Raw genomic sequence first — 24,247 nt, forward strand, 5'->3', positions numbered from 1 at the left:
TCAGCACCTACACACGCAAGCAAAGGTTGCAACGGTTTTCTACACAAGTTCAGCAAAGCCCGCGATATGCTGGGCAGTATGTCGAAAACCTATGTCGGATCCCGCCTCCGCCAGCTACGCCGCGAGCGCGACCTCAGCCAGGCTGCGCTCGCGCAGGCGTTGGGCCTCTCGGCTAGTTACGTCAACCAGATTGAGCACGACGTCCGCCCGCTGACTGTGCCCGTGCTGCTCCGCATCACGGACACATTCGGCGTTGACGCGACTTTCTTCTCCCGCGATGACGACTCCCGTCTCCTCGCTGAGGTTCAGGACGTGGTGATGGACAAGGAGATCGCTAAGTCCCCCATGGATCTGCAGGAGATCTCGGAAATGGTTCGCGACCACCCTGATATCGCCCGCATCATGGTGGACATCCACCGCCGCTACCGCAACGTCACCGACAAGCTCTCCCTGGCCACCGAGGAGCGCAACTTCGGCAACAGCACCGACACCGCCTCCGGCTCACAGGCGCTGACCATGCCACATGAGGAGGTCCGCGACTACTTCTACGCCCGCCAGAACTACATCGCTTCGGTCGACACCGCCGCTGAGGAGCTGGCCCGCGAGCTGCGCATCACCGACGAGACCACCGATGTGGTCTCTGTGCTGGCCGACAGGCTGTCCAACGACCATGGGATTCGGATTGCGCTGGAATCGTCGTTAGGCGATGTGCAGCACAGCCTTGATCGGCGGACGAAGACGCTCTACCTCGCGCGGCACCTCTCGCCGGGACAGCGGGCCTTCCGCATGGCCACGGAGCTGGGGTTTTTGGAGCAGGGCGAGACCATTTCCGAAGCCGTCGCGTCCGGGCATTTCATGTCGGAAGAGTCGCGGAAGCTGGCGCAGCGCGGAGTCGCGACGTACTACGCGGCGGCCCTGATTCTGCCGTATGAGTCGTTCCATGCGATGGCTGAGTCGAAACGCTACGACATCGAGCTGTTGTCGCGCACTTACGGCGTGGGCTACGAGACCATCTGCCACCGACTGTCCACGATGCAACGCCCCAGCTTGCGCGGTATTCCATGGACATTCGTGCGCGTCGACCGCGCGGGTAACATGTCCAAACGCCAATCCGCCACGGGCTTCCACTTCACGCATTCGGGCGGTACCTGCCCGCTGTGGAACGTCTACGAGACTTTCTCCTACCCCGGCAAAGTCATGCGGCAGGTCGCACTCATGCCGGATGGTCGGCCGTACATGTGGATTTCGCGGACCGTGGAGCATCACGCGGCCCGTTTCGGCAAGCCAGGTAAGGTTTTTGCCATCGGTTTGGGCTGCGAGGCCCGTCACGCTGAGCGCACCGTGTACGCCGATGGTCTCGATCTCGCGGACCTCGACGCCGCCACTCCGATCGGTGCCGGCTGCAGGGTCTGCTCCCGCGAGGCCTGTCCGCAGCGCGCGTTCCCGCCGATCCATCGCGATATCGACATCAACATGCACCGCTCCACCGTCTCGCCGTACTAGTTCGCTTTACGACGGGCGCAGGGCCGGCCTGTTTGCGGGGGGCTTGGTTCGCGCAGGATGCCCCCCCCCAAAAAAAAAGGAAGACCCCAAAAAGAAAGTGCTTAAGTTTATGACACTTTCGCACCGATTTTCACGGTCAAACTGTCATAAACTTAAGCACTAACTCGTATTTGCCTGAACCGGAACCAGCCCAGTGAGAGCCAGGACCAGCGAAAACTGGCCCCAGGCCAAAGCCACAACCTCTTACAGGTTGATCATCTTGCCCATAACGCCCTCAGCTGCTTCCTTCATAGCCTCGGACATGGTCGGGTGAATGTGGACGGCGCGGCCGATTTCCTCAGTGGTCAGCTCGTACTTCTCAGCCAGAACCAGCTGCGGCATGAGCTCCGAAACGTTGGCGCCCACCATGTGACCACCCAGCAGCTCGCCGTACTCAGCATCTGCAATGAGCTTCACGAAACCAGCCGGCTCCGCCAGACCCTGGGCCTTACCGTTGGCAGAGAACGGGAAGGTGGAAACCTTAATCTCGCGGCCGTTCTCCTCTGCCCACTTCTTGGCCTGCGCCTCGGTCTTACCGAAGGAACCAACCTGCGGGTTACAGAAGGTTGCGCGCGGCATCATGTTGTAGTCCGGGATGGTCTCGGTCTCGTGTCCCGCCATGTGCTCAGCTGCGATAACGCCCTGTGCCTCAGCGACGTGTGCCAGCTGCAGCTTCATGGTGACGTCACCGATGGCGTAGATGTTGTCGACGTTGGTGCGCATGTACTCGTCGATGACAATCTCGCCGCGCTCGCCCAGCTCAACACCGGCCTTGTCCAGGCCGATGCCCTCGGTGCGCGGTGCGAAGCCGATGGAGACCATAACGCGGTCGACGGTCAGAGTCTGCTCGTCGCCGCCATCCTTGGCCTCGACCTTGACCTCAACCGAGTCACCATTGTCCACGATGGAGGTGGTCTTGTGCCCGGTCATGAGCTTGACGCCCAGCTTCTTGTATTCCTTGGCAATAACCTTGGAGACGTCTGCGTCCTCGTTCGGCAGAACGTTGTCCATGAACTCGACGATGGTGACGTCCACGCCGTAGTTAGCCAAGACGTATGCGAACTCCATACCGATGGCGCCAGCGCCGACGATAACCATGGAGTCCGGCAGCTCGTCGGAGAGAATCTGCTCTTCGTAGGAAACGATGTTGCCGCCGACCTCAACGCCCGGCAGGGAACGGACGACAGAGCCGGTTGCAATAATCGCCTTGTCGAAGGTAATTTCCTTGCCCTTGTCATCGCCATCAGTGATGGCCATGGAGGTCGGGCCAGTGAATTCACCGAAACCGTTGATTTCGGTGATCTTGTTCTTCTTCATCAGGAAATGAACACCCTTGACGATGCCCGCGGACACCTTGCGCGAACGCGCGTGTGCGGCACCGAAGTCAAAGGAGACATCGCCGGAGATACCGAAGGTCTTAGCCTCATGGTTGAAAATGTGCGCCACCTCGGCGTTCTTCAACAGAGACTTGGATGGAATACAGCCAACGTTGAGGCAGACACCGCCCCAGTATTGCTTCTCCACCACAGCGGTCTTCAGACCCAGCTGGGATGCACGGATTGCTGCGACGTATCCGCCAGGACCGCCGCCGAGTACTACAAGATCAAAATGTTCAGCCACGTGCACAAGTCTACGCACGACTTGTCTTTACTTCACGCGCGAGTCCCGGTTTTACCTACTGCGGTCGGCTACGGTGGTGGGCATGGGCACCGACACGGACACCGACTTGGGCAACAATCTCTCCTTCCTCTCCACTGATCTTGTCCCCGATTGGCTGGACGATATCGACGGCTCCCAGGCGCTGGCGTGGGCTCGCGCGCAGTCGAAGGCCACCGTCGCAGGTGTCGATTCGCTTGCCGACGACACCAGCGACCGCACCAACCTGGAACAACGCATCCTGGCTGCGCTCAACACCGATGCCCGGATCGCATACCCGGTGCGGCGCGGCGAGTACCTCTATAACTTCTGGCGGGATGCCGAGCATCCTCGGGGCCTGTGGCGGCGCACCTCGTTGCAGAGCTATCTGGCTGGCCAGGAGGATCCGCAGGCGACCGAGTGGGAAAATCTCATCGACCTCGATGCGCTGGCGAAAGCCGAGGGAGAAAACTGGGTCTGGAAGGGCACGGTGTGCCGTTATCCGGAGTATGACCGCGCGTTGATTCTGCTCTCTCGCGGCGGGGCCGATGCCACTGTGGTGCGGGAGTTTGACCTCGTCAACTGCACTTTTGTGGAGGATGAGCCGTTCTACCTCCCGGAGGCGAAGTCCGATGTCTGTTGGTTGGGTCGTGACGAAATTCTCGTTGGCAGTGACTTTGGTCCGGGGTCACTGACGGATTCGGGCTACCCGCGGCAGGTGCGGAGGTGGCGGCGCGGCATGCCGTCGTCAAGCGCGGATGTGGTTTTCTCGGGCCACAGTGATGATGTGGCCGTGGGCGGCTGGTTCGACGCGACGGAGGGTTTTGAGCGGCTGTTTGTCGAGCGTGCGCATGATTTTTATAATTCGCAGCGGTTCGTGGCAGCGGAGCGTCCGGGCAAGTTGGCGGCGCAGCAGAATGGGGACTTTTCCCTGCAGATCCTGGAGGTACCGCAGGACTGCCGGACGAGTGTCCATAGGCAGTGGTTGGTGCTGATGCCGCGCACGGAGTTCAATGGCATTCCGGCTGGTGGCGTGGCCGTTGTGGAGCTCGATAAGTGGCTGGCGGGCTCGCGTGAGGTGGAGGTGATTTTCACCCCTAATGCGCACACCTCGTTCCAGCAGCTGGCGTGGACGAAGAACTTCCTGGTGCTGACGCTGTTGGAGGATGTCGCGACGAAGTTGGTCGTCATGCGGGAGGGCTCGTGGGAGCCGGTGGAGGCTTTCGGCGAGTTACCTGCGCAGGCCACTGTGAGCGTGATTGATACGGCCTCTGAACGCGACGATGAGATCTGGTTGGTGTCGACCTCGGCAACGCAGCCGGCAACCCTCTGGTACGGGCAAGTCGGCAACCCGCTCACGGAAGTGCGGCGTGCTCCGGCGCTCTTCGACAGTGAGGGGATGGAGACGCGGCAGCACTGGGCGACCTCGGCCGATGGCACGCGGATTCCGTATCGCATCACCGGCCGCTTCGACGCAGGCGCTAGTGCAGAGACAACCACAGCCACACCCACTCCGAACCCAGCCCCTACCCTCGTGCACGCCTACGGCGGTTTCGAGGTCTCACTGGTCCCGCAGTACTCGGCGATTCGTGGCCTGACCTGGCTCGAGCGAGGCGGGTACTTCGTGGAGGCCAACCTGCGTGGCGGTGGCGAATTCGGCCCGACCTGGCACTCCTCGGTGGTCAAGACTGAGCGGATGAGGGTCTATGAGGATCATCAGGCCGTGCTGCGCGACCTGGTTGCACGCGGCTACTGCACGCGCGAGCAGCTGGGCGTGCGCGGTGGTTCCAACGGCGGGCTGCTGACCGCTGTCTGCCTAACCTCCTACCCGGAGTTGGTGGGCGCAGTGGTGTCCCAGGTGCCACTGGCGGACATGATGCGCTATCACAAGCTGTCCGCGGGAGCCTCCTGGATGGCCGAATATGGAAACCCGGACGACCCCACCGAGCGGGCTGCGATTGCGCAGTATTCGCCGGTCCAGCGCGTCGTCAAGCGAGAGCAGCGCGCCTACCCACCAGCGTTGATTACGACGTCTACCAGGGACGACCGCGTCCACCCAGCACATGCGCGGAGCCTGGCGTGGCTGCTGGAGGAAGCGGGACAGCCGGTGGATTATCACGAAAATACCGAAGGAGGGCACGCCGGTGCGGCGGATAATTCGCAGGTCGCGTTCGTCGAGGCACTCATATCTACGTGGCTGTGGAACAAGCTCAAGTAAGGTAACAGCCGTGAGTAGCGCTGATTTCACTAATCCTTATACCGGTATTGCGTTCAACCTGGGTTTCCGGGTGAACAAATACGAGCTGGACCTCGACTATCGGGTCGGGCCGAATCGTCTGAAGGCGACGGCGACTCTGCATATCGAAATCAATGCTTGGACCTCACACATCACGCTCGACTTTGCGGATGCGCTGGGGGCCGATTCGGTGGATGCGATTTCCGATTCGCAGGCACACTCAATCGATGTAAAGCGCTGGCGCCATTCGGGACGCAAGCTGCGCGTCACCTTTGACCGCGAGTTGGCTCCCGACGAGACGCTGCGGCTGATTGTCACTTACTCGGGCACGCCACGTCCGGTGCGCTCGAAGTGGGGCGAAATTGGCTGGGAGGAACTCGAAAACGGCGCACTCGTGGCATCGCAGCCGGTGGGCGCGGCGTCGTGGTACCCCTGCGATGACGATCCCGAGGTCAAGGCGTTCTACGAGTTCACAATGGTCACCGACGCTCCCTACGAGGTCGTCGCACCAGGGCTTGCCGACGCTCCGGTGAACGTGGGCGGATCGCGCCGCCGCTGGCGGTTTATCACCGAGGAGCCCATGGCCTCCTACCTGGCCACCATCAATGTCGGCCAGTTTAAGAAGGTCGAGCTGCCGTGCCAGACCTCGACCGTAGTGGCCTGGGTGCCCTCTGAGTTGGTGGCAAATGCCCGCCACGACTTCCGCGACCAGGGACGCATGCTCGATGAATTCGCCAAGCTCTTTGGCCCTTACCCCTTCCGTGCCTACCAGGTGGTCATTTGTGAAGACGACCTGGAGATCCCCATCGAGGCACAGGGTCTGTCCATCTTCGGAGCCAACCACGCCGACGGCAAGGACACGTGGAATCGACTGATTGCCCACGAGTTGTCACACCAGTGGTTCGGCAACAGTGTCGGCATTTCGCAGTGGCGCGATATCTGGCTCAACGAGGGTTTTGCCTGCTATTCCGAGTGGGTGTGGTCCGAGGTCAGCGGCGGTGCCAGCGCGGATGTGCACGCCCGCAAGCACTACCTGGACCTGCTTGAAGATGATCAGGACATCGTCATCGCCAACCCAGGGCCCAAGCTGATGTTCGACGACCGTCTGTACAAGCGCGGCGCGCTGACTGTGCACGCTCTGCGTCTGCTGCTGGGAGACGAGGTGTTCTTCGACCTGGTGCGCAAGTGGACCACCACCAACCGCCACAGTGTGGTCGATGCAGTGGACTTCCGCGCACTGGCCAACCGCGTATGCCGTGAGCGTGGCATCACCACCTCGCACCTGGATGTCATCTTTGACTCCTGGCTGTCACGCAGCTCCTTGCCGGACTTCCCCACCGACCCAACGCGTTCCCCTGCTGACCAGGGCATCGACGATAATGGTGCTCCAATCGTGGACGAGGAACTGGCCGCTCAGTTTGAAAAGCTCGGCTACTCGAAGGCCAAGGACTAGAGAGCTAGAGGCACGTCAATGTCCGGTTTCAAATGGTTGTCGCTGGCCACGATTGTCGCGGCGATAGGCAGCTTCGCGGTGCTGATTATTTCGGCCCGCGCACTTCCCAATGCTATAAACCTGCAGTTCGTGGCGTTTTGGGGACTGTTCTTCGCGCTCACGGGTGTTCTCGGCGGGTTGATGCAGGAGACCACGCGCGCGATTGGTGCTGCGGAAGCGCGGAACCGGAAGCGGGAGCGGCCCCGTGAACAGACCCCAGAGCAGAAGCCGGAGCAGGAACAGGAGCAGACAGCTACCGAAACGGGTCAAACTCTCGGCGCTCGTCCCATCACGGTTTCGCTGGGCGTCGCCGCAGTTACTTTCATCACCATGGCAGTGACGGGTCCGCTGTGGGCCCCACTGGTCGTGCAGGATGACGCCGGCACTGCAATTCTGCTCATGGCCTCTGGCCTTGCTCTGTACTCGATGCAGGCCACCACCTCGGGTCTGCTCAGCGGCCGCCAGCTGTGGGGCCCCTACGCCGCCCTAATCATGATCGACATTCTCGTGCGCGTAGCACTGGCACTCGTCGCCTGGTACTTCGGCTGGGGTCTGCTGGCCTGGCTGATTATTACGGTGTTCGGGACAGTCAGTTGGCTTATTCTCGCGCTGTTTTCCTCGGCAACCCGCTCGGTCATGTTCGCGCGTGCCGACGTCCCGGTGCGCCGCTTCATCACTCTCATGGTCACGGCCATGGGCGCATCTGGCGCATCTGCTGTGCTGGTCACAGGTTTTCCGACAATCGTCAAGATTGCCGGCGAAGCGGTCACCACTGGCGCCGGGATAGCCGAGTCACTTACCCCGCCGCATGCCAACAACTTCACCGCAGCAGTGACCATTGCGGGAATCGCCTACGCCGTAACGCTGACCCGCGCTCCACTGCTCATGCCCTTGGAGAAGTTCCAAAACGCCATCATTGTGAGCTTTGTCCGGCATCGCTCCGAGGGCGTGCTGGCAGCGCTGGCCAAGCCGTTGGGGGCGCTGGCTGCTTTCGGCACCTTCGGGGCGGGCCTGGCATGGCTCATCGGCCCGTGGATCATGACTCTCATCCTGGACGATAGCTATCACGTGTCCGGGCCGGTGCTCGCGGCGCTGACGCTCGGTGCGACGTTGACCGCCATGTTGATGATTACCGGCTCGGTCACCTTGGCAGTGGAGAAGCACCATATGTATCTGATCGGTTGGTTGGCTGCGACCACGATCGCCGTTGCCATTCTTTTCCTCCCTGGGCACCTGTCGGTACGCACGGTCGCCGCTATCGCCGTAGGCTCTGCAGTAGGTGTTGCCATTCACCTGCTTGCGCTGCGCACACTTTCCCCACGTGCTGCCAGGTCAGCCGTATCGGAGGCTTTTGCGGTGGAATAACACCACCCGCATCCGATGCCGTCCCAAAAAGCACCGTCCATATCTCCCTGCAACTCCCAAGGTTCGAGACTCACATGTCCACCATCACTGACCTCACGGTTCTCATGACCGTCTACCACCGCGTCGTCCCCGACCAGCTCGATACTGCGCTGCAGTCGCTGTGGAACCAGACGCGTCCGGCCGCGCACGTCATTGTGGTCATCGATGGCCCGATTGGGCAGGAACTCGACCGGGTCGTCGTCAAGCATGAGCAGGCGCATTCGGAGATGACCGTGCTGCGTTGTGCGGAAAATGGCGGCTCGGGAGTGGCTTCGCAGGCGGGTCTTCAGCTGGTGGAGACCCCATGGGTGGCGCGGCTGGATGCGGACGATATTGCGCGTGCGGACCGATTTGAAAAGCAGTGGGACACGCTGACCGCTGACCCGGAGTTGGATGTATTGGGCAGTGCAATGGCGGAGTTCGAGGGCACGCCGGACAATGTGGTGCGCGTGCGGACTCTGCCGCAGACGCACGCCGAAATTGCGCGTTATATCAAGATCAATTCGCCTGTAAATAACCCCTCCTCGATGCTGCGCACGGCGAAGGTGCGTGAGGTCGGCGGATATCGCGACATCCGTCTGATGGAGGACTATGACCTTTGGGTGCGTCTCATGGCCGCTGGCGCGAAGTTTAAGAATCTGCCCGAGCCGCTGGTGTACTTCCGCGCCGACGGCATGTTCGAGCGACGAACCTCGCGCGGCATCATCCGCGGTGAACGCCAGCTCCAGCGCACGCTGGTAGCTGAGGGACTGATTTCCCGGCCGCGGGCGGTATTTAACTTGGCGGTGCGGACACTTTTCCGACTTTTGCCAACTCAGCTCATGTCACGCGCATATCGACGATTGTTTGTGCGGTAGGCTTCGGAGCGATGACTGACAACATGGATTTCTCGGACACCTGGCTGATTGTGCCGTGCTACAACGAGGGCCAGGTTATTCGTGAGGTTCTCGAGCACGCTCGCGAGACCTTCCCCAACATTGTCGCGGTCAACGACGGCTCTTCGGATAACTCCAGCCTGGAGATCCACAGGGCCGGCGCTCACCTGGTCAACCACCCTGTCAATTTGGGTCAAGGTGCCGCTATCCAGACCGGCGTGGAATACGCTCGCGCGCAGGCTGGATCGAAGTACTTTGTCACCTTCGACGCCGATGGCCAGCACCAGGTCAAGGACGTCGTCGCTATGGTGCAGCGACTGCGCACCGAACCAATCGACATCATTGTGGGAACCCGTTTCGGCCGCCCCCGCGCCGAGGATGACCAGGTGCCGCTGATTAAGCGAATTGTCCTCAAGACGGTGGTCATGTTGTCACCACGCACGCGCCGGCTCGGGCTTACCGACGCCCACAACGGCCTACGCGCCTTCAACCGCACGGTGGCAGAGCAACTGAACCTGCGCATGAACGGCATGAGCCATGCCTCCGAATTTGTCGAGGTCATGGACAGCACAGGTTGGCGTACCGCTGAGCAGCCGGTGGATATCCTCTACACGGAATACTCCATGTCCAAAGGGCAATCCTTGTTCAACGGTGTCAATATCCTTGCCGACTCCCTGATTTCGAAGAGGCTGCCATGACCGCATCCATCGTTCAAATTATTTTGCTGCTGGCGATGGTGGGCCTGGTGGCTTACTTCGTCGCTAACCGTCGTAAAGCGCGCGCCAAGGCGGGCGTGAAACTGGGATTCGTCGTTTTCGTCATCGCGTGCCTGTGGGCAATCGTGCGTCCCGACGATCTGACCGTGGTGGCCAACTGGATTGGTGTGACCCGGGGCACCGATTTGCTGCTCTACGTACTGGTGTTGGCGTTCGTGTTTACCACGGTGTCGTCCTACATTCGCTTCCGCGAACAGGAGCTACGCTACGCGCGACTGGCTCGTGCAGTGGCCTTGAAGACCGCTGTGCGTCCGGAAGAAGAAATTGTGATTTCGGGCAGCCAGAACAGCAGCCAAAAAGACAGCGCGACGAACGCCGAGAACAACGCTCCGTCCGACTAGTCGGCACGCTAAGCGCATGTGAATCTGAGGCTGTGGTTCCATAGAAGCCATGAGCGAAGAAAATAAGGACAACATCGCCGCTGACAACAGCAGCGATTCGCAGCAGCCCTCGGCAGACGCAGCGCCGCAGGGGACACAGCAGGAACCCCAGCAGGCTTCTCAGCCGGTACCCACTGAACAGGACTTGGAGTCCTGGTCTGCCGACAGTGATGGAAAAACCAAGTCGTGGTACTCGATTCCGAACGCCGCATGGGCGCTAGCTGTCGTCGCATTGATCGTTGTCGGCGCAGCGGGCTTCTTCGCTGGCTCGCGTTCGGCTAGCTTCAACGGCGTGAGCACCGTCAACATGGCGGGCGTTGCACCAGGCAAGGGGGAAATTGCGCCTGTACCTGGCCCGAATGGCTCTTTCGATGCCAGCATCTACGGCCCAAAGGCGGGAGCGCAGCTGAAGTCCCCGGAGGATATGGACAATGTCCACCGCCGCAATGAAAATGATCCTTTTGCTCTCGGTGCAGTGGATGCGCCGGTCGTAATCTCAATCTACTCGGACTTCGAATGCCCGTTCTGCGCGAAGTTCGCAAACGAAACCGAGTCTGCCCTCGTGGAAAAGTACGTCAATGAGGGACTGGTCCGCCTGGAGTGGAACGATATGGCCATCAATGGTGAGAAGGCCATCAAGGACGCTGAGGCCGGCCGTGCCGCGGCAGCTCAGGGCAAGTTCTGGGAGTTCTCCCGTGCGCTGTTTAAGAAGGCCGGCGAAAAGGGCCAGGGCCACCCGGAGTTCACTGAAAAGGAACTGATTGCCGTCGCTCGTGAGGCCGGTGTGCCGGACATGAAGCGCTTTGAAAAGGAACTTAAGGACGGCAAGTGGACCGAGGCGGTCGAGAATGCCACCCAGTTCGGTTCGATGCTGGGCATTTCCGGTACTCCGGGCTTCCTCGTTGGTACTCAGTTCGTCTCGGGCGCACAGCCTCTCGACGTGTTCGAGGACAATATCGAGCTGGCTCTCATCCACGCCAAGCGCGCGGAGGAAGCTGGCAAGTAACCTGGCTGACTCACGGCTAACCTACGCGGACGACTGCGCGAAGCCGCCCGCGTAAGCTGCGCTAGCCCTGATTCCGGAAGTACTCCACAGTACGAGCAACACCTTCCTGAATACTCATAGCTGGCTCCCAGCCGAGTACCTCACGCGCCCGCGTGGGATCCAACGCCGACCGCGCCACATCACCAGTGCGCGGCGGTGCAAACTCTGGATTATCCTCGGCATCCGCAGCCTGCGCCACCAACGAGTGCAGCTGCCGATCCGAGGTTTCTACGCCGGTGCCAATATTAAAGCGCATTCCACCACCGACCTCGCCGGATGCGCGGTAGAAAGCATCCACCACATCGTCGACATAGACATAGTCGCGGGTATTTCCGCCGTCGCCGAATACCTTGGTTGGCTCTCCCGCCAGCAGTCGCTGAGCGAAAATAGCCACCACACCGGCCTCGCCGTGCGGATCCTGCCGCGGGCCGTACACATTCGCCGGCGCGATGTGCGAGCATTCGAGCCCGTAAAGATTGCGGAACATATTCAAGTACAGTTCGCCCGTTGCCTTTGAGGCGGCATAGGGGCTCATCGGATTGACCGGCACATTTTCCGTCACCGGAAGCTCCTCCGGCGTGCCGTAGATGGAACCGCCCGACGATGTAAACACAACCTTGCGGACACCGTGCTTTCGGGCCGCATCGGCAAGTTTGATTGTGCCAATGATGTTCAGCGTCGCATCTCGCACCGGGTCGGCCACGGAAATCCGCACATCAATCTGCGCTGCGAGGTGGAAAATAACCTCCGGGCCGCTTTGCTCGAGCAGCTCGTCCCAGTCCACCTCCAGCACATCGGCGGTTATGAACTCAAAATCGTCGTTAAGCGATGCCTGCTGGAGGTTTTCCAGCTTTCCGTGGGAGAGATCGTCCAGCGCCGTGACCGCGTATCCTTCGGCCAGCAACCGGTCAACCAGCGTCGAACCGATAAATCCCGCACCGCCCGTCACCAGCGCGCGCGGTTTCGCGCTTGCCGACGATTCTGTCATCGCGGTGGCCGGTGATTCGTTCTTGTGCTTCTCCATAGGAAGAACTATAGGCGCTTAGTAAGGAAAACCGCTTATACGTGTGCCAACCTCACATTGACGGGGTTGATTAGTCTTCCGAGGAATGCGAGATTACTCAGCGCGCTGTGGCAGGTTGACAGTGGAATTGAAGAAAATAACCAAGCCCATCAAGATGGCGATGACCATACCGCCACCGAGCATGACCGGGTAGGTCATCCAGGAGATGGACTCGGAGAGCTTGGTCAGAATTGCCGGGAATGCGAAGCCGATGTAGGTCAGACAGTAGAAGATACCGGTCAGACCAGCCATATCGCGCGGGCCAGCGATGCGCTGTACCTCGTTGAGGCCGGTAAACATGGACAGACCGTAGCCGGCACCCAACACCAGCGCTGCAATGAACGCCGTCACTGCGGTGGGGTTGGTGGACATCCAGGCCGCCAAGCCCATACCGATAACCACAATGCCAATTGCGATTAGCGAACCGCGGGCGTTGTGCTCGGTCACAAAGCGGGGACCAATCTGCTGAATACCAAAACCGCAGAGCAGCGCAAACAGTGTGACCATCGCGGAGTAGAACACTGGCTGGGAGACGTGGTCCTGAAGCAGAGACGGAATGATTGCGTAGGCAACACCGGCTGCACCGAAGACCCACGGCGCTCCCATCGCGGCGACGAGCAGGAAGCGACGGTTAGTTACCGATGGGGTACGTAGAGACTCCCAGAGGGTCTCGCGCGGAGCATTACTGCCGCCCAGGTGCGGCGACTGGCGGGTCTCCGGCACGGCCAACAGACCGAAGATTGTCGGGATAGAAATCAGGATGTGGATGATATAAGCCAGCTGCCCCGGCAGCGGTGCGAACTGCGCCAGCGTGCCGGCAATTCCCGCACCCAGACCAAAGCCCAAGGTCAGCGCCATGGACTGACGCTTCGCACCCGAGGTTGACTTGGCCTTGGGGTCAAAGCGCGGATCAGAGAGCTCTTTTACCCACGAGCCGCCCACGGCCATGACAATGCCGACTGCCAAGCCAGAGATAAAGCGACCAGTGAGAATAAGCGGGGCGGTAGTCTCGCCCAACGCAATAAGAGTCGACCCCAGAATCGAGAGAACCGGCGCGGCGAGCATCACCGGCTTACGGCCGATACGGTCCGAGATTGGGCCGGAAATCAGCAGTGCCGGCGCGATACCGAGGGCGTAGACCAGCAATAGAAGGTCAATAAACACCGGCGCCAGGTCGGCATTTTCGCGGTACATCACCATCAGCGGCGTGAATTCGTTGCCACCCCACGCGACGGCGAAAACTGCAATTGCGGCAAGCAACCACAGCGGCGTGCCCTTATTGGATTTGGCCCTGCCGTGAGGTACCTCATTTTCATTGCCGTTAGTTCCTGCGTGAGAAGACATGTCGTTTACTTTACGACGGTCCCCAGCGCCTTACGCGCAATGGTGGAAATTGAGTTACGGGGGCTAACCACAAAAGATGTGTCGGGGTGGTTTCGGCGCTTGGCGCTACCACCGCCCCAAAATGCCCCTGAAACCTGGGGCCCACACCCCCGTCTCGGGGTGACTTGTTGCCAACCTTGTTTCCCTGCCCCATCCGGGGGCAGTGCCCTTTTCGACACTACATCGTTATTGTTCCGTTACTTCTTCTGTATCTTGAGCCACTTTTGCCACACCATTCACACAACTTCTGAATATATAATTACAAATTAGTTCAATGTGGGGGTAGTCGAACAGCCATAAAACGCAGATTTCCCCTATTTAAGACAATCTCGCACATAGACGGCCGCCAGGTCGCGCAAATCGATCCAGAAACAACCCGTCGTTAAGTAGTGCCCAACCCACCCCCTTTGCACACCCCCGAATCCGCCTTTTTCAGGCATGCGTATAAATAAATCGGTCACAAACAAAGGAAATCTACCGCCATTCACCGACCCCCATTACCCCCGTTGTTCACTTTTTGTCACCGCTCGCTGAAGTTCAAACGCTGGTCGCTACCGGTCTGGCTGTGTAAGAATTCGACACCGTCAAACAATCTGTCCATTCCCCAAACGCTGGCTGAGAAAAACCTGGGGCGATTTCTGCGCGACCGCTGAGATCACCAAGGTCCTCGATGGCCGTGCGGACGGGTATGTAAAGAAAGTCTTGTTTTTTTATGACTACTTCGATCATCGCGAATGATCCCAAGCAGCGCCGTCAGGTGCTCACGGGAACTCTCGTGGGTACGACCATCGAGTTTTATGACTTCCTGATTTACGCTCAGGCCGCAGCTATCGTGCTTGCTCCGCACTTCATCGAGCCTGCTGCACAGTCGAATCCACAGGTGGCCCAGGTCCTCGCTTGGGCAACCCTGGGTATTTCCTTCCTCTTCCGCCCGCTTGGCGCGATCGTCGCTGGCCATATCGGTGACCGTTACGGCCGCAAGATGATTCTGGTCTTCACCCTCATCGGCATGGGTGCGGCTACTTTCTGCATCGGCCTGCTACCGACCTATGAATCAATCGGCATCGCCGCACCTATCCTGCTGGTTCTCCTCCGTGTTTTCCAGGGTATTTCCGCTGGCGGTGAATGGGGCGGTGCAGCCCTGATGTCCGTGGAGTACGCACCGAAGGAAAAGCGCGGTCTCTACGGCGCATTCCCGCAGGCCGGTGTTCCGCTGGGTCTGACCCTCGCGACCGGCACCATGCTGATTGTTATGGCAATCGTCGGCGAGGAAGCCTACATGGACTGGGGCTGGCGTGTGCCGTTCCTGCTGTCCTTCATCTTGGTTCTGATCGGTTACATGATTCGCCGTTCCGTTGACGAGTCCCCGGTCTTCCAGGCTATGCAGACTGAGTCTGCCGAGCGTTCCGCTCCGCTGCCGGAGCTCTTCCGCAACCACTGGGGCAAGGTCATCCAGGGTGCTCTGATCTTCGCTGCTCAGCAGGCTACCGGTTACCTCGTGATCGCATTCTTCGGCGCTTACGCACAGAAGACACTGGGCTACCCCGCAACCGTCGCATGGACCGGTACTCTCGTCGCTGGTATTTGCTGGACCATCTTCATGTTCATCGCCGGTGCTTGGTCCGACCGCATCGGCCGCGCTAAGACCTTCATCATCGGCTACGTCGTGATTATGATTTGGGAGGCCGTCATGTGGAGCATCCTGGACCAGGGTCCGTTCCTGTACATCATGACCGTCGCAGTTCTCACCCTGCCACTGGCCCTGACCTTCGGCCCGCAGCCAGCCATGTACTCCGAGATGTTCCCGGCTGAGGTCCGCTACTCGGGCGCTTCCATCGCTTACGCCATCGGCGCCGTCCTCGGTGGCGCATTCGCTCCGATGATTGCCCAGATGATCATGGACGCCACCGGCAACCCGTTCTACATCTCCATCTACCTGATGGCCATGGCTATCCCGGCACTGATTGCCCTGTTCCTGCTGCCGAAGGGTCTCGAAGACCGAGACCTGATCGAGCACCCGGAAACTAACCTCGACGAAGTTAAGTCGCGCGTCTAGTTCCCACAGCTAAGGGATCTGCCCCACCGAGGGTCTGATTACGCAAGCCGTCGTCAAGCATTGCACAACGCAGCATTTGCTTGACGACGGCTTTTGCGTTTCCACCTTCTTTTTCTCCCGATAACCCGCTTTCTCTTTCCTCGGTCCCGATTTCCTCATGAGTTTCTCAGTCGAAAGCGACTGACAAGCCCCAGATATCCCATTAACGTTGGGTTATGGCACAGAATTCTTCCAGCTCCACGCGAATCCCCCGCCGGCGCTCGACCGACGCTCCGAAGACACTCCCCTCCCGTCCGGAACCGGAAGTGGCACGCGCACTGCAAAAGGTCCTGGACGGCTATTTCCCCGAGGCGCGCGCTGATGTCCGCGCCCTTTTAGAAGACCCCACCCTGCGGCCCACCTCTGGGCTGACCGTGGAGGAGGCCAGGCAGCACACCACCGAGGCGTTGTCCAAGGTGCTTAAGACCGGCATGCCCTATGGTGCTTTCCGCACTGACCAGGGAGGCACAGGAGATACCGGCGGGACACTCTCCGGGATTGAAATGCTCGGCCACACCGACTTGTCGTTGATGGTGAAGTCCGGAGTGCAGTGGGGCCTTTTCGGCGGCGCTGTCAGCAATCTGGGGACTGAGCGTCACAGCGAGTTGGTGCGTGACCTCATTGAGCTGCGGGCTCTCGGCTGCTTTGCGATGACCGAACGCGGCCACGGCTCGGACGTGCAATCACTCGAAACCACGGCACATTACGACCCCGAGACGGAAGAATTCATCCTCAATTCGCCGACAGCTTCCTCTGAGAAATGGTTTTTGGGCAACGCCGCGCGCGATGGGCGCTGGGCTGCGGTTTTTTGCCAGCTCTACACACCAGGACAAGAAGAATCCCATGGTGTGCACTGCATTGTTGCCCGGATCCGCAATGATGACGGTTCGCCTGTCGACGGGGTTGCGATTGGCGACCACGGCACCAAAGGTGGCCTCTTGGGCGTGGACAACGGCACTCTCATGTTCGACCATTACCGCGTGCCGCGGGAGAACCTGCTTAACCGTTTCGCAGATGTCTCGGCCGCTGGCGAGTACAGCAGCGATATTGGCAGCCCCAATGCACGGTTTTTCACGATGCTCGGTGCCCTCGTGCGCGGCCGCGTGACAGTCGGTGCGGCCGCTGGTGCGGCAACCCGCACCGCACTGACCATCGGCACCAAGTACGCACACTTGCGGCGCCAATTTGCTCCCGACGATTCGCTGCCGGAAAAGAAACTCATTGAGCACCGCCAGCACCGAATCCGACTACTCCCCCGCATTGCGCGTTCGTACGGTCTGCAATTTGCCACCAACCTGCTGATCAAGCGGATTCACGACCTCGAAGCGGAAGGGCTGGACCGTGCGAATCTAACCCCGGAGCAGGCTCGCGATCTACGTGAAGCGGAGGCACATGCCGCCGCATTGAAGGTCGCCAACACCGCGCATGCCACCGATGCCATCCAGGAGATGCGTGAGGCCACCGGTGGAGCTGGCTACATGGCGGAGAACCTGTTGACCATTCTCAAAGAGGACTCTGACGTATTCACTACCTTTGAGGGCGACAACGTGGTGATGTTGCAGCTGGTCACCAAGGAACTTTTGGGTGGTTTTGCCCGGGAGGTACAGAGTTTTTCCAACCTGGAAATGGTGCGCTTCGGCCTCGACAATTTCAGTGGCATTTTGCGCCGTCGCACCGGTGCGGACGCCGTCGTTCAGAACCTCTTGGATGCGCTGACTGACGCTGATGAGTCCTCGCTCTTTGACCCCGCCAGCCAGATGCAATTGCTCATCGAGCGCGAGAATCGACTTCTCAAGTCCCTTGCTCGCAGGCTGCGCCCGGCGCGGAAACTGCCTGTGGAAAAGGCCGCGAAGCTGGTGGACAAGGTCCAGGACCACATGATTTCCTGCGCGTGGGCGCATATCGATCGCATGATTTTGGAAGCGTTCTTTGAAGCTGAATCCACACTCACAGATGAGCGCTCTCAAGAGGTGCTCGAGCAGGTTCGCGATGTGTTCTTCCTGTCGGTGGTCTGCGATAACGCCGGCTGGTTCTTGGAGCAGTCACTGCTCACCGGTACTCGCACCAAGGGCGCGCGGGCGGGCTTGGCCGATCTTGTTGATTCCCTTGGCCCCTGGTCTGAGGTGCTTGTCGACGCCTTCGGTGTCCCCAGCACCATGCTGGATATCCCCATGATGGAGCCTTACGACGCGATGACACCGAAAGCTAAGGCAAACCCGGCTAGTTAGCGTGTTGGCCGGTTGGCCGCTGTGGTGGCTGCTGTGGCGGTGACTGGTGTGAGGTAGCTACGGCCTGGATGCGCAGGTTGGCTACTGCGCCAAGAAACCTTCCAACCCAGCCACAGTGGCCTCTGCCAAGCGCTGACGGCCTTCGTTGGAGGTCAAGAGGGCAATGTCGCTGCTATCACGCATGTTGCCGTATTCGACCAGTGCCTTTGGTTTCGTCGATAGGTTGAGTCCGGTGAGGTCAGCGCGCGGATTCAGCCCCTGGCTACCGAGGTAGTTGGATGGAGCAAAACCGGCTGCGACAAAAGCATCGCGCAGCGCGGTTGCCAGCGCGGTAGATCCCTGCTCGTCATTATTGGCGAGCGGCTGCGAAATCGCAGACACATGGAATCCGCGGTTGCCCTCTCCAGCACCATCTGCGTGAAGGCTCACCACGGCATCGGCGTTGGAGGCATTTTCCTTCTCTGCACGGGCATCGATGCAATCTGCACGACCGGTGTCATCGACGCGGCTGAGCAGCACCTGAGCACCGCGCTGTTCGAGCAGCTGCTTAATTTCCTGCGCCATCAGCCAATTGAACTCATGCTCCGGGAAGCCGTCATTGGAAGCGGTACCGGAGGTATTACATGGCTTCTGGCCACCGCGGCCGTCAGTGACCATCATGTCCGCTGGTGGTGGGGTGCCGGCGTGTCCCGGGTCGAGGTAGATGACCTTGCCGGCTACAGCGCTGGAGCCGTCGGCACGCGAAGTAGCGCGATTAGCTTGCTGTTGTTGTGCATCGCCAGAAGCGACTGCGTCGGGGTTAGCAGAATCAGACATTGCAGACTCCTCATTCGGCGGAGTGGGGTTCGGCATCTGCATAGCCTCTTCTTCAGCTGCCAACGACGTTTGCGTTTCTGTCGACGCAGCTTGCTGAGCGCTTCCTGCTTTGGAAGCCTCCGTGTCGATGGTGCAAGCTACAAGACCGGCTGGCAAAATTGCCGCAGCCACCAAAGCCACAGCTAGTCGTCTTGCTGATCGCTGCACTGCTAGTCCCTGGTGTCCGGGCTGCCGCATAGTGCGTTCTCCTAGTTTCCGCGTACCTGCTATGTGCTGAGTAACAGTAGCAAACACTCGATTGAGAGTCGCCGGCTCCGAGATTTCCTCCCCCTTCGTTTCGGGGAATCACCGCACGTCGGGACGTGTGCAGGATTTTTCAGGACTTATCACCGAGGGGTTTAGTGATTCCCCTTCGCCTGTGCTGCCAAACCCGTAAGCATTAAGTCCACAAGCTTTTCTTGCACACCGGGAAAGTACTGCTCGACCGCTGCAGAGTTAGGAAGGGGACGCGACACCACAGCGAGCCCAAGGTGGAAATCAAGCGGTGCAACGTCCTCCGGGCATAGCCCAGCTGCTTTTGCCTTATCCAGCAGTCGCGTATAGCTCTGACGCAACTCCGTCATTCGCTTTTCGATAATGCCATCAATCTTTTTCGCCTCGCTCCCCAAACTGGTATTGAGATCGCTGAATAATGCCTGGGCAAGTGCCGCAACACTTAATTTCGCGATCGCGTGGACTGCTTCGTGCCAAGCGCCGTCCGGATCGTCGTCAAACTGAGCTACGGCTGCCTCAGTAACCCTGTCGATATCAGCTGCAACACGAGCACTGACTGCGCCGAGAAGCTCAATCCTGCTGGGAAAGTGCCTGCTTGCCGTAGCTAAACCGACACCGGCCTCCCTGGCAATCGCACGCATGGATACACCGGCTCCTTGCTCTATCAAGAGTTTTCGCGCTGCTTCCACGATGGCATCACTGTTCATCACTGCATCTTGTCTCACACTTGCATCCTAACAAACGGAACACTATGCTCCACTTTGTAAGTGAAACACTCTGCTCCAGTTAGGAGATAGGCCATGTCAACAGCTACGACTGAGACGAAAAAAAGCCTCACCCGCCCCCAAAGCAGTAGCCGTGATCTTCGGTATTCCGCTCGTCATCGGGCTCATGCTCTTCGCGTTCCTGGCACCGACATTTGCCTCCGGCCCGAACGATGTCCCCATTGCGCTGACTGCCCCCGCCCCAATATCCGAACAAATCACCCAAGCCATCGAACACAAAGCTGGCGACGATGCTCCTGATATCCAGGTGATGGACACCCCTGACGCCGTACGCGAGTCAATCCTCAATCGCGAAACTGTTGGCGGCATCGTCATCTCCCCGACGGGCGCTACCGCCTACACCGCTTCAGGCAACGGCGCACCTTACTCGCAGCTTATCGACGGCATTGCGACGACCCTCGAGTCTCAAAACATCCCTGTAGAGCGGGAGGATTTGGCTCCAACCACACAGGATGACCCACAAGCTTCCGGTGTCGCGCTCCTCGGCTTGCCGCTGGCTTTCGGCGGTATCATCTCGGCAGTTATAGCCACCTTCCTCTTCCGAGGTAAGAAGTGGACGAAATTGGGTGTCCTCGCTGGCATCGCAGTCTTCGGAGCCCTCGTGGCAACGTGGATGCTCCACTCTGTCTACGGCACGCTTTCGGGCAGCTTCGGCATGGAATGGCTGGCTATTTCTCTGGGAATCCTGGCTACCTCAATGCTTACCGCCGGGCTTGCGGCCATTATTGGCACTCCCGGTGTGGGCATCGGCGCCATTTTGACGATTTTCTTGGCGAACCCGCTCTCTGGACTGTCCACCGGCCCCTGGCTGCTTCCGGCCGGTTGGTCCACCCTTGGCCAGTGGATGCCCATTGGGGCGACTGGCTACCTAGTCAGGTCACTGTCATTTTTCGATGGCAACGGTGCTGGGGCAGCGTGGTGGGTTCTCATCGTCTGGGTTGCCGCTGGATTCGCTCTCCTCATGTTTGACCGATCCAAAAAATAAAAAACGGGACCCTTTTTAAAGGATCCCGTTTCAAACCGAGCCGCCTGCGAGAATCGAACTCGCGACCTTCTCATTACGAGTGAGACGCTCTACCGACTGAGCTAAGGCGGCACGCACATTGCGCCGAGCTTTCAAGCAAGCAGAAATAACCCTGCACAAAATGTACAAGCGGTAATACTACTGTACTGCCCCCATCGCTACCAAAATGGGGCCTGCAGTCCGCTGCATTAGGCGCGGCTACCGGCTTACCTACGACCAACCTGCCCCGCGATCTGCAATTTAGCCATCAATTCATCCATCAAGACCGTCAACTTCACTGCAGTCACGAGCATGCCGCGCACCTCGGTGACAGCATCGATGGAGGCCAATATCGCCTCCGGCGGAAGGCGTCGGGCTAGCTCCGTGGCTGTCCGACGACGGTCTGGATTTATGAGGTAGACCGCGCCATCGCCAAACTCAGAACCAGCACCAAAGCCCGAATCCCCCGAAGCAGTCTCACCACCACGTTCCGCCCCAAACGCCAGCACCAGGGCGTCACGGTAAAGCCCCATAATGTCGGTCAACGACAGGTCGATCAGATCTGACTCCGCGCGCCTGCGCCGCCGCTTCTGATTTTCCTCCAGCTCCTTGATAACCCCCTTAGAGCCGCGCAGTGCCGCCTGCGCACCCTTGCCGGACGCACCTACGCCCAGTGAGCGCTCGAGGTTCTCCAGCTCCTCAGCCTCTAGTGGCTCCATCCGCCGCTTGACCTCGCCTGCTACTTCGTTGGCCAGCTCACGCGCCGCCACGTATGACTTCGCCGGATCGAACACAGCCTCCACGAAATCCAGGGCCTTACCCCGCCAAGCACGCGAGCCCTCATCGGAGACAAAGCCACGCGCACGCCCAATGTGACCGTTGGACACCGTCGCGGCCCAGACCGCTTGCTCGTCGGTAAGCTCTGGCCGCTCGGCGCGCAGGAGGTTTGTGACATCGTCGATATGCGGCGTCGGCACATAGACATGGCGGCAGCGCGAACGGAGCGTAACGGAGAAATCCTCCGCGTTTGTCGTTGGTGCGCACATGATGATGACGGTGCGCAGAGGCGGCTCTTCCACCACCTTGAGCAGCGCATTTGAGGCGGATTCGTTGAGACGGTCGGCGTCTTCGATGATCAGCACGCGGCAATCCGCCGTCGTGGGCATCTTGTAAGCCCAGGGCCGCAGCTCGTCCCTCACCGTCGCCACCGAGATAATGGTGCCCTCCGGGCGCACGATTTTGATGTCGCCATGCGTTCCCGCCAGCGCCGTCCGGCAGCCCTCGCACTCACCGCATCCGGGGTTGTCATGCCTCGTGCACAGCAGCGCCGCCGCAAACGCCGTCGCCGTCACCGACCGCCCCGACCCCGCAGGACCAGTGAACAGCCAGGCGTGCGTCATGTCCGAGTCGCGTGGCACATCGCTTAACGACGACCCCGCGTCCCCACCTTCCGGCGAAACCTCCGCCCCATCGCCTGCCAGCGGTTGACCATTGGCAAAGCGATAATGCGCAGCGCGCACAGCAGCCTGCAGCCGCTGACGAACCCCACCGGTTTCGGGCATACGAGAAAACACGCTGCGCTCTGTCATGGGCTCTGTCATGGCCACAACTCTAGCGCGCCCCACAAGACTCTTGTGAGGTAACTACTCCCTGCAATCCGGGGTTGCCACTAAGGTAGTAGTCATGCAACGGCTCTGGCGAAATCTGAAATGGCTAAGCGGGACAATGTGGCCTGCTTATGCCTCATTTATCTTCGTCTGCAACCTTGTCGGAGCCATGATTGTCGGCTTGTTCCTCGGCATGCTGTTGCCACTGAACCAAGAAACTCACTTGCCACGGTTGGCCAATGGTGTCATTTATGCCCTGGCTGGGTACCTGGTTCTGGCGATTATCGCGGGCATCGGCACCACGTGGATCCTGTTCAAACCGCTGGTGAAATGGCAGCGTCATCCGGATATGCACGATCCGCGGCGGGTGCGATATCTGGTCATGCGCGTGCCCGTCTACCAGGCACTTTTGGGTACCGTCATCTGGTCTTTGGGCGTGATTGTCTTCAGCGGAGTCGCGTTCGCCTATGACAGCAAGATTGGCATGATGGTGCTGCTCACCTCGGTGCTCGGTGGCGCCATGGTGGCGCTGTTGACCTATCTGATTGCGGAGCGCATGGTGCGTCCAGTCGCCGTGGAGGCGCTGGCGCGTCGGGCTCCGGATTCCTCGCTGGAGCCACCGATTGGTCACCGCCTGCGCCAGACATGGGTGTTGACCAGCGGTGTTCCAGTGGTGGCAATCCTGCTTGTGCTGATTGGTCAGCGCCGTGGCCTATTCACAGATGACGCGGCAGATTTGCTGCCCACCATCACCGCGCTGGCAATTCTGGCTCTGATTACCGGCTATTTCGGCACGATGCTGGCCAGCATGTCCATCGTTGACCCGATTCGGGATCTCACGGGCGCAATCAACAAGGTTCGCCAGGGCCAGGTGGAAACACGCGTGCCTATTTACGACGGCTCCGAGATGGGCGTTCTCCAAGCGGGCTTCAATGAAATGATGCGTGGCTTGCAGGAGCGTCAGCGGGTCCGTGACCTCTTTGGCCGTTACGTCGGCTCTGAGGTCGCCCGTAAGGCTCTGGAAGAAAAGCCAACTTTGGGCGGCGAGAATCGCCTCGTCGCGGTGCTGTTTGTGGATGTAATTGGTTCAACCAACTTCGCGGAGAAGAACTCGCCAGAGGTCGTTGTCCGCGAACTCAATGCGTTCTTCGACCACGTTGTCGACTGTGTGCACCGCAATAAGGGCATTATCAACAAGTTCCAGGGTGACGCAGCTCTGGCTGTCTTCGGCGCTCCCCTGCCCCTCGACGACACGGCTGGTCACGCCCTCACCGCCGCCCGTGAACTGCGCGAGGAACTGCTCGACCTCCAACTCAGCGCTGGCATTGGCGTCTCCGCCGGTCATGTCGTCGCGGGCCACATCGGTGCTCGTGACCGTTTTGAGTACACGGTCATTGGTGACGCGGTTAACCAGGCCGCTCGTCTGACCGAGTTGGCTAAGGACACCCCGGGCCGCGTGCTCGCCACGGCTTCCACTATCCGCCTGGCCAACGAGGACGAGCAGGCTCGCTGGACCACCCTGAAGTCCGTGGAGCTGCGCGGCCGCACGCACATGACGCAGCTTGCGCGCCCGGTGCGCCCGACGCTTGCCGACGAGGCCTAGGGGGCA

General features: G+C 59.9%; 18 protein-coding genes and 1 tRNA gene. 12 read left to right on the top strand and 7 right to left on the bottom strand.

Features of this window, described 5'->3' with window-relative positions; genetic code table 11:
- Window positions 1–78 precede the first annotated feature (78 nt).
- Complete coding sequence (ramB, locus tag CRD13_RS05220) at window positions 79–1,503, top strand: acetate metabolism transcriptional regulator RamB (RefSeq protein ID WP_038629316.1); 1,425 nt, start codon at window positions 79–81, stop codon at window positions 1,501–1,503.
- A 243-nt stretch (window positions 1,504–1,746) separates the two neighbouring features.
- Here ramB and lpdA read toward each other — a convergent pair whose 3' ends face one another.
- Complete coding sequence (gene lpdA / locus CRD13_RS05225) at window positions 1,747–3,162, bottom strand: dihydrolipoyl dehydrogenase (protein ID WP_049189521.1); 1,416 nt, start codon at window positions 3,160–3,162, stop codon at window positions 1,747–1,749.
- Between the two features lie 82 nt (window positions 3,163–3,244).
- Here lpdA and CRD13_RS05230 point away from each other — a divergent pair, with 82 nt between their 5' ends.
- From CRD13_RS05230 to CRD13_RS05260, 7 genes are all read left to right on the top strand, one after another.
- Window positions 3,245–5,395, top strand: a complete 2,151-nt coding sequence (locus CRD13_RS05230) for a prolyl oligopeptidase family protein (protein WP_187401365.1) — start codon at window positions 3,245–3,247, stop codon at window positions 5,393–5,395.
- A 10-nt stretch (window positions 5,396–5,405) separates the two neighbouring features.
- Window positions 5,406–6,866 (top strand): M1 family metallopeptidase, encoded by a 1,461-nt coding sequence (locus CRD13_RS05235; protein ID WP_150963547.1) that lies wholly within the window; start codon window positions 5,406–5,408, stop codon window positions 6,864–6,866.
- 18 nt (window positions 6,867–6,884) lie between these two features.
- Window positions 6,885–8,270: a hypothetical protein gene (locus tag CRD13_RS05240; RefSeq protein WP_088611890.1), complete on the top strand. Its 1,386-nt coding sequence runs from the start codon at window positions 6,885–6,887 to the stop codon at window positions 8,268–8,270.
- Between the two features lie 74 nt (window positions 8,271–8,344).
- The gene (locus tag CRD13_RS05245; protein WP_088611889.1) at window positions 8,345–9,166 is read left to right on the top strand and encodes a glycosyltransferase; all 822 of its coding nucleotides are present in this window, start codon (window positions 8,345–8,347) and stop codon (window positions 9,164–9,166) included.
- An 11-nt stretch (window positions 9,167–9,177) separates the two neighbouring features.
- Window positions 9,178–9,882 (top strand): glycosyltransferase family 2 protein, encoded by a 705-nt coding sequence (locus CRD13_RS05250; protein WP_255462124.1) that lies wholly within the window; start codon window positions 9,178–9,180, stop codon window positions 9,880–9,882.
- Window positions 9,879–10,301 carry a DUF2304 domain-containing protein gene (locus CRD13_RS05255; protein WP_049172389.1) on the top strand — a complete coding sequence of 141 codons (423 nt, stop codon included), beginning with the start codon at window positions 9,879–9,881 and terminating at the stop codon, window positions 10,299–10,301. The genes CRD13_RS05250 and CRD13_RS05255 overlap by 4 nt, the downstream gene beginning before the upstream one ends.
- A 49-nt stretch (window positions 10,302–10,350) precedes the next feature.
- Window positions 10,351–11,346, top strand: a complete 996-nt coding sequence (locus CRD13_RS05260; RefSeq protein WP_049172390.1) for a thioredoxin domain-containing protein — start codon at window positions 10,351–10,353, stop codon at window positions 11,344–11,346.
- Between the two features lie 61 nt (window positions 11,347–11,407).
- Here the strand turns inward: CRD13_RS05260 and CRD13_RS05265 are convergent, their stop codons facing one another.
- On the bottom strand, window positions 11,408–12,373 hold the full coding sequence (locus CRD13_RS05265; protein WP_038629306.1) for a GDP-mannose 4,6-dehydratase: 966 nt from the start codon (window positions 12,371–12,373) through the stop codon (window positions 11,408–11,410).
- A gap of 129 nt (window positions 12,374–12,502) precedes the next feature.
- Entirely contained in the window at window positions 12,503–13,792 is a 1,290-nt protein-coding gene (locus CRD13_RS05270; RefSeq protein ID WP_016421949.1) for an MFS transporter, read from the bottom strand.
- Window positions 13,793–14,543: 751 nt separating this feature from the next.
- Here CRD13_RS05270 and CRD13_RS05275 point away from each other — a divergent pair.
- The gene (locus CRD13_RS05275) at window positions 14,544–15,887 is read left to right on the top strand and encodes an MFS transporter (protein ID WP_147765978.1); all 1,344 of its coding nucleotides are present in this window, start codon (window positions 14,544–14,546) and stop codon (window positions 15,885–15,887) included.
- 215 nt (window positions 15,888–16,102) lie between these two features.
- Entirely contained in the window at window positions 16,103–18,154 is a 2,052-nt protein-coding gene (locus tag CRD13_RS05280) for an acyl-CoA dehydrogenase family protein (protein WP_016421947.1), read from the top strand.
- An 81-nt stretch (window positions 18,155–18,235) separates the two neighbouring features.
- Here the strand turns inward: CRD13_RS05280 and CRD13_RS05285 are convergent, their stop codons facing one another.
- Entirely contained in the window at window positions 18,236–19,207 is a 972-nt protein-coding gene (locus CRD13_RS05285; RefSeq protein WP_016421946.1) for an N-acetylmuramoyl-L-alanine amidase, read from the bottom strand.
- Window positions 19,208–19,368: 161 nt separating this feature from the next.
- Complete coding sequence (locus tag CRD13_RS05290; protein WP_048732292.1) at window positions 19,369–19,968, bottom strand: TetR/AcrR family transcriptional regulator; 600 nt, start codon at window positions 19,966–19,968, stop codon at window positions 19,369–19,371.
- A gap of 133 nt (window positions 19,969–20,101) precedes the next feature.
- Between CRD13_RS05290 and CRD13_RS05295 the strand changes: the two genes are divergently transcribed.
- Window positions 20,102–21,013, top strand: a complete 912-nt coding sequence (locus CRD13_RS05295; RefSeq protein WP_241482050.1) for an SNG1 family protein — start codon at window positions 20,102–20,104, stop codon at window positions 21,011–21,013.
- Window positions 21,014–21,051: 38 nt separating this feature from the next.
- Here the strand turns inward: CRD13_RS05295 and CRD13_RS05300 are convergent.
- Window positions 21,052–21,124, bottom strand: a tRNA-Thr gene (locus CRD13_RS05300).
- A 134-nt stretch (window positions 21,125–21,258) separates the two neighbouring features.
- A complete protein-coding gene (locus tag CRD13_RS05305) occupies window positions 21,259–22,632 on the bottom strand; it encodes a DNA polymerase III subunit delta' (RefSeq protein ID WP_016421943.1) in 1,374 nt (457 codons plus the stop codon).
- Window positions 22,633–22,714: 82 nt separating this feature from the next.
- Between CRD13_RS05305 and CRD13_RS05310 the strand changes: the two genes are divergently transcribed.
- Window positions 22,715–24,241 carry an adenylate/guanylate cyclase domain-containing protein gene (locus tag CRD13_RS05310; protein WP_187399971.1) on the top strand — a complete coding sequence of 509 codons (1,527 nt, stop codon included), beginning with the start codon at window positions 22,715–22,717 and terminating at the stop codon, window positions 24,239–24,241.
- The last annotated feature ends 6 nt before the right edge of the window (window positions 24,242–24,247 follow it).

The organism is Corynebacterium sp. LK26 (assembly GCF_014335085.1).
Taxonomy (GTDB): domain Bacteria; phylum Actinomycetota; class Actinomycetes; order Mycobacteriales; family Mycobacteriaceae; genus Corynebacterium; species Corynebacterium jeikeium_D.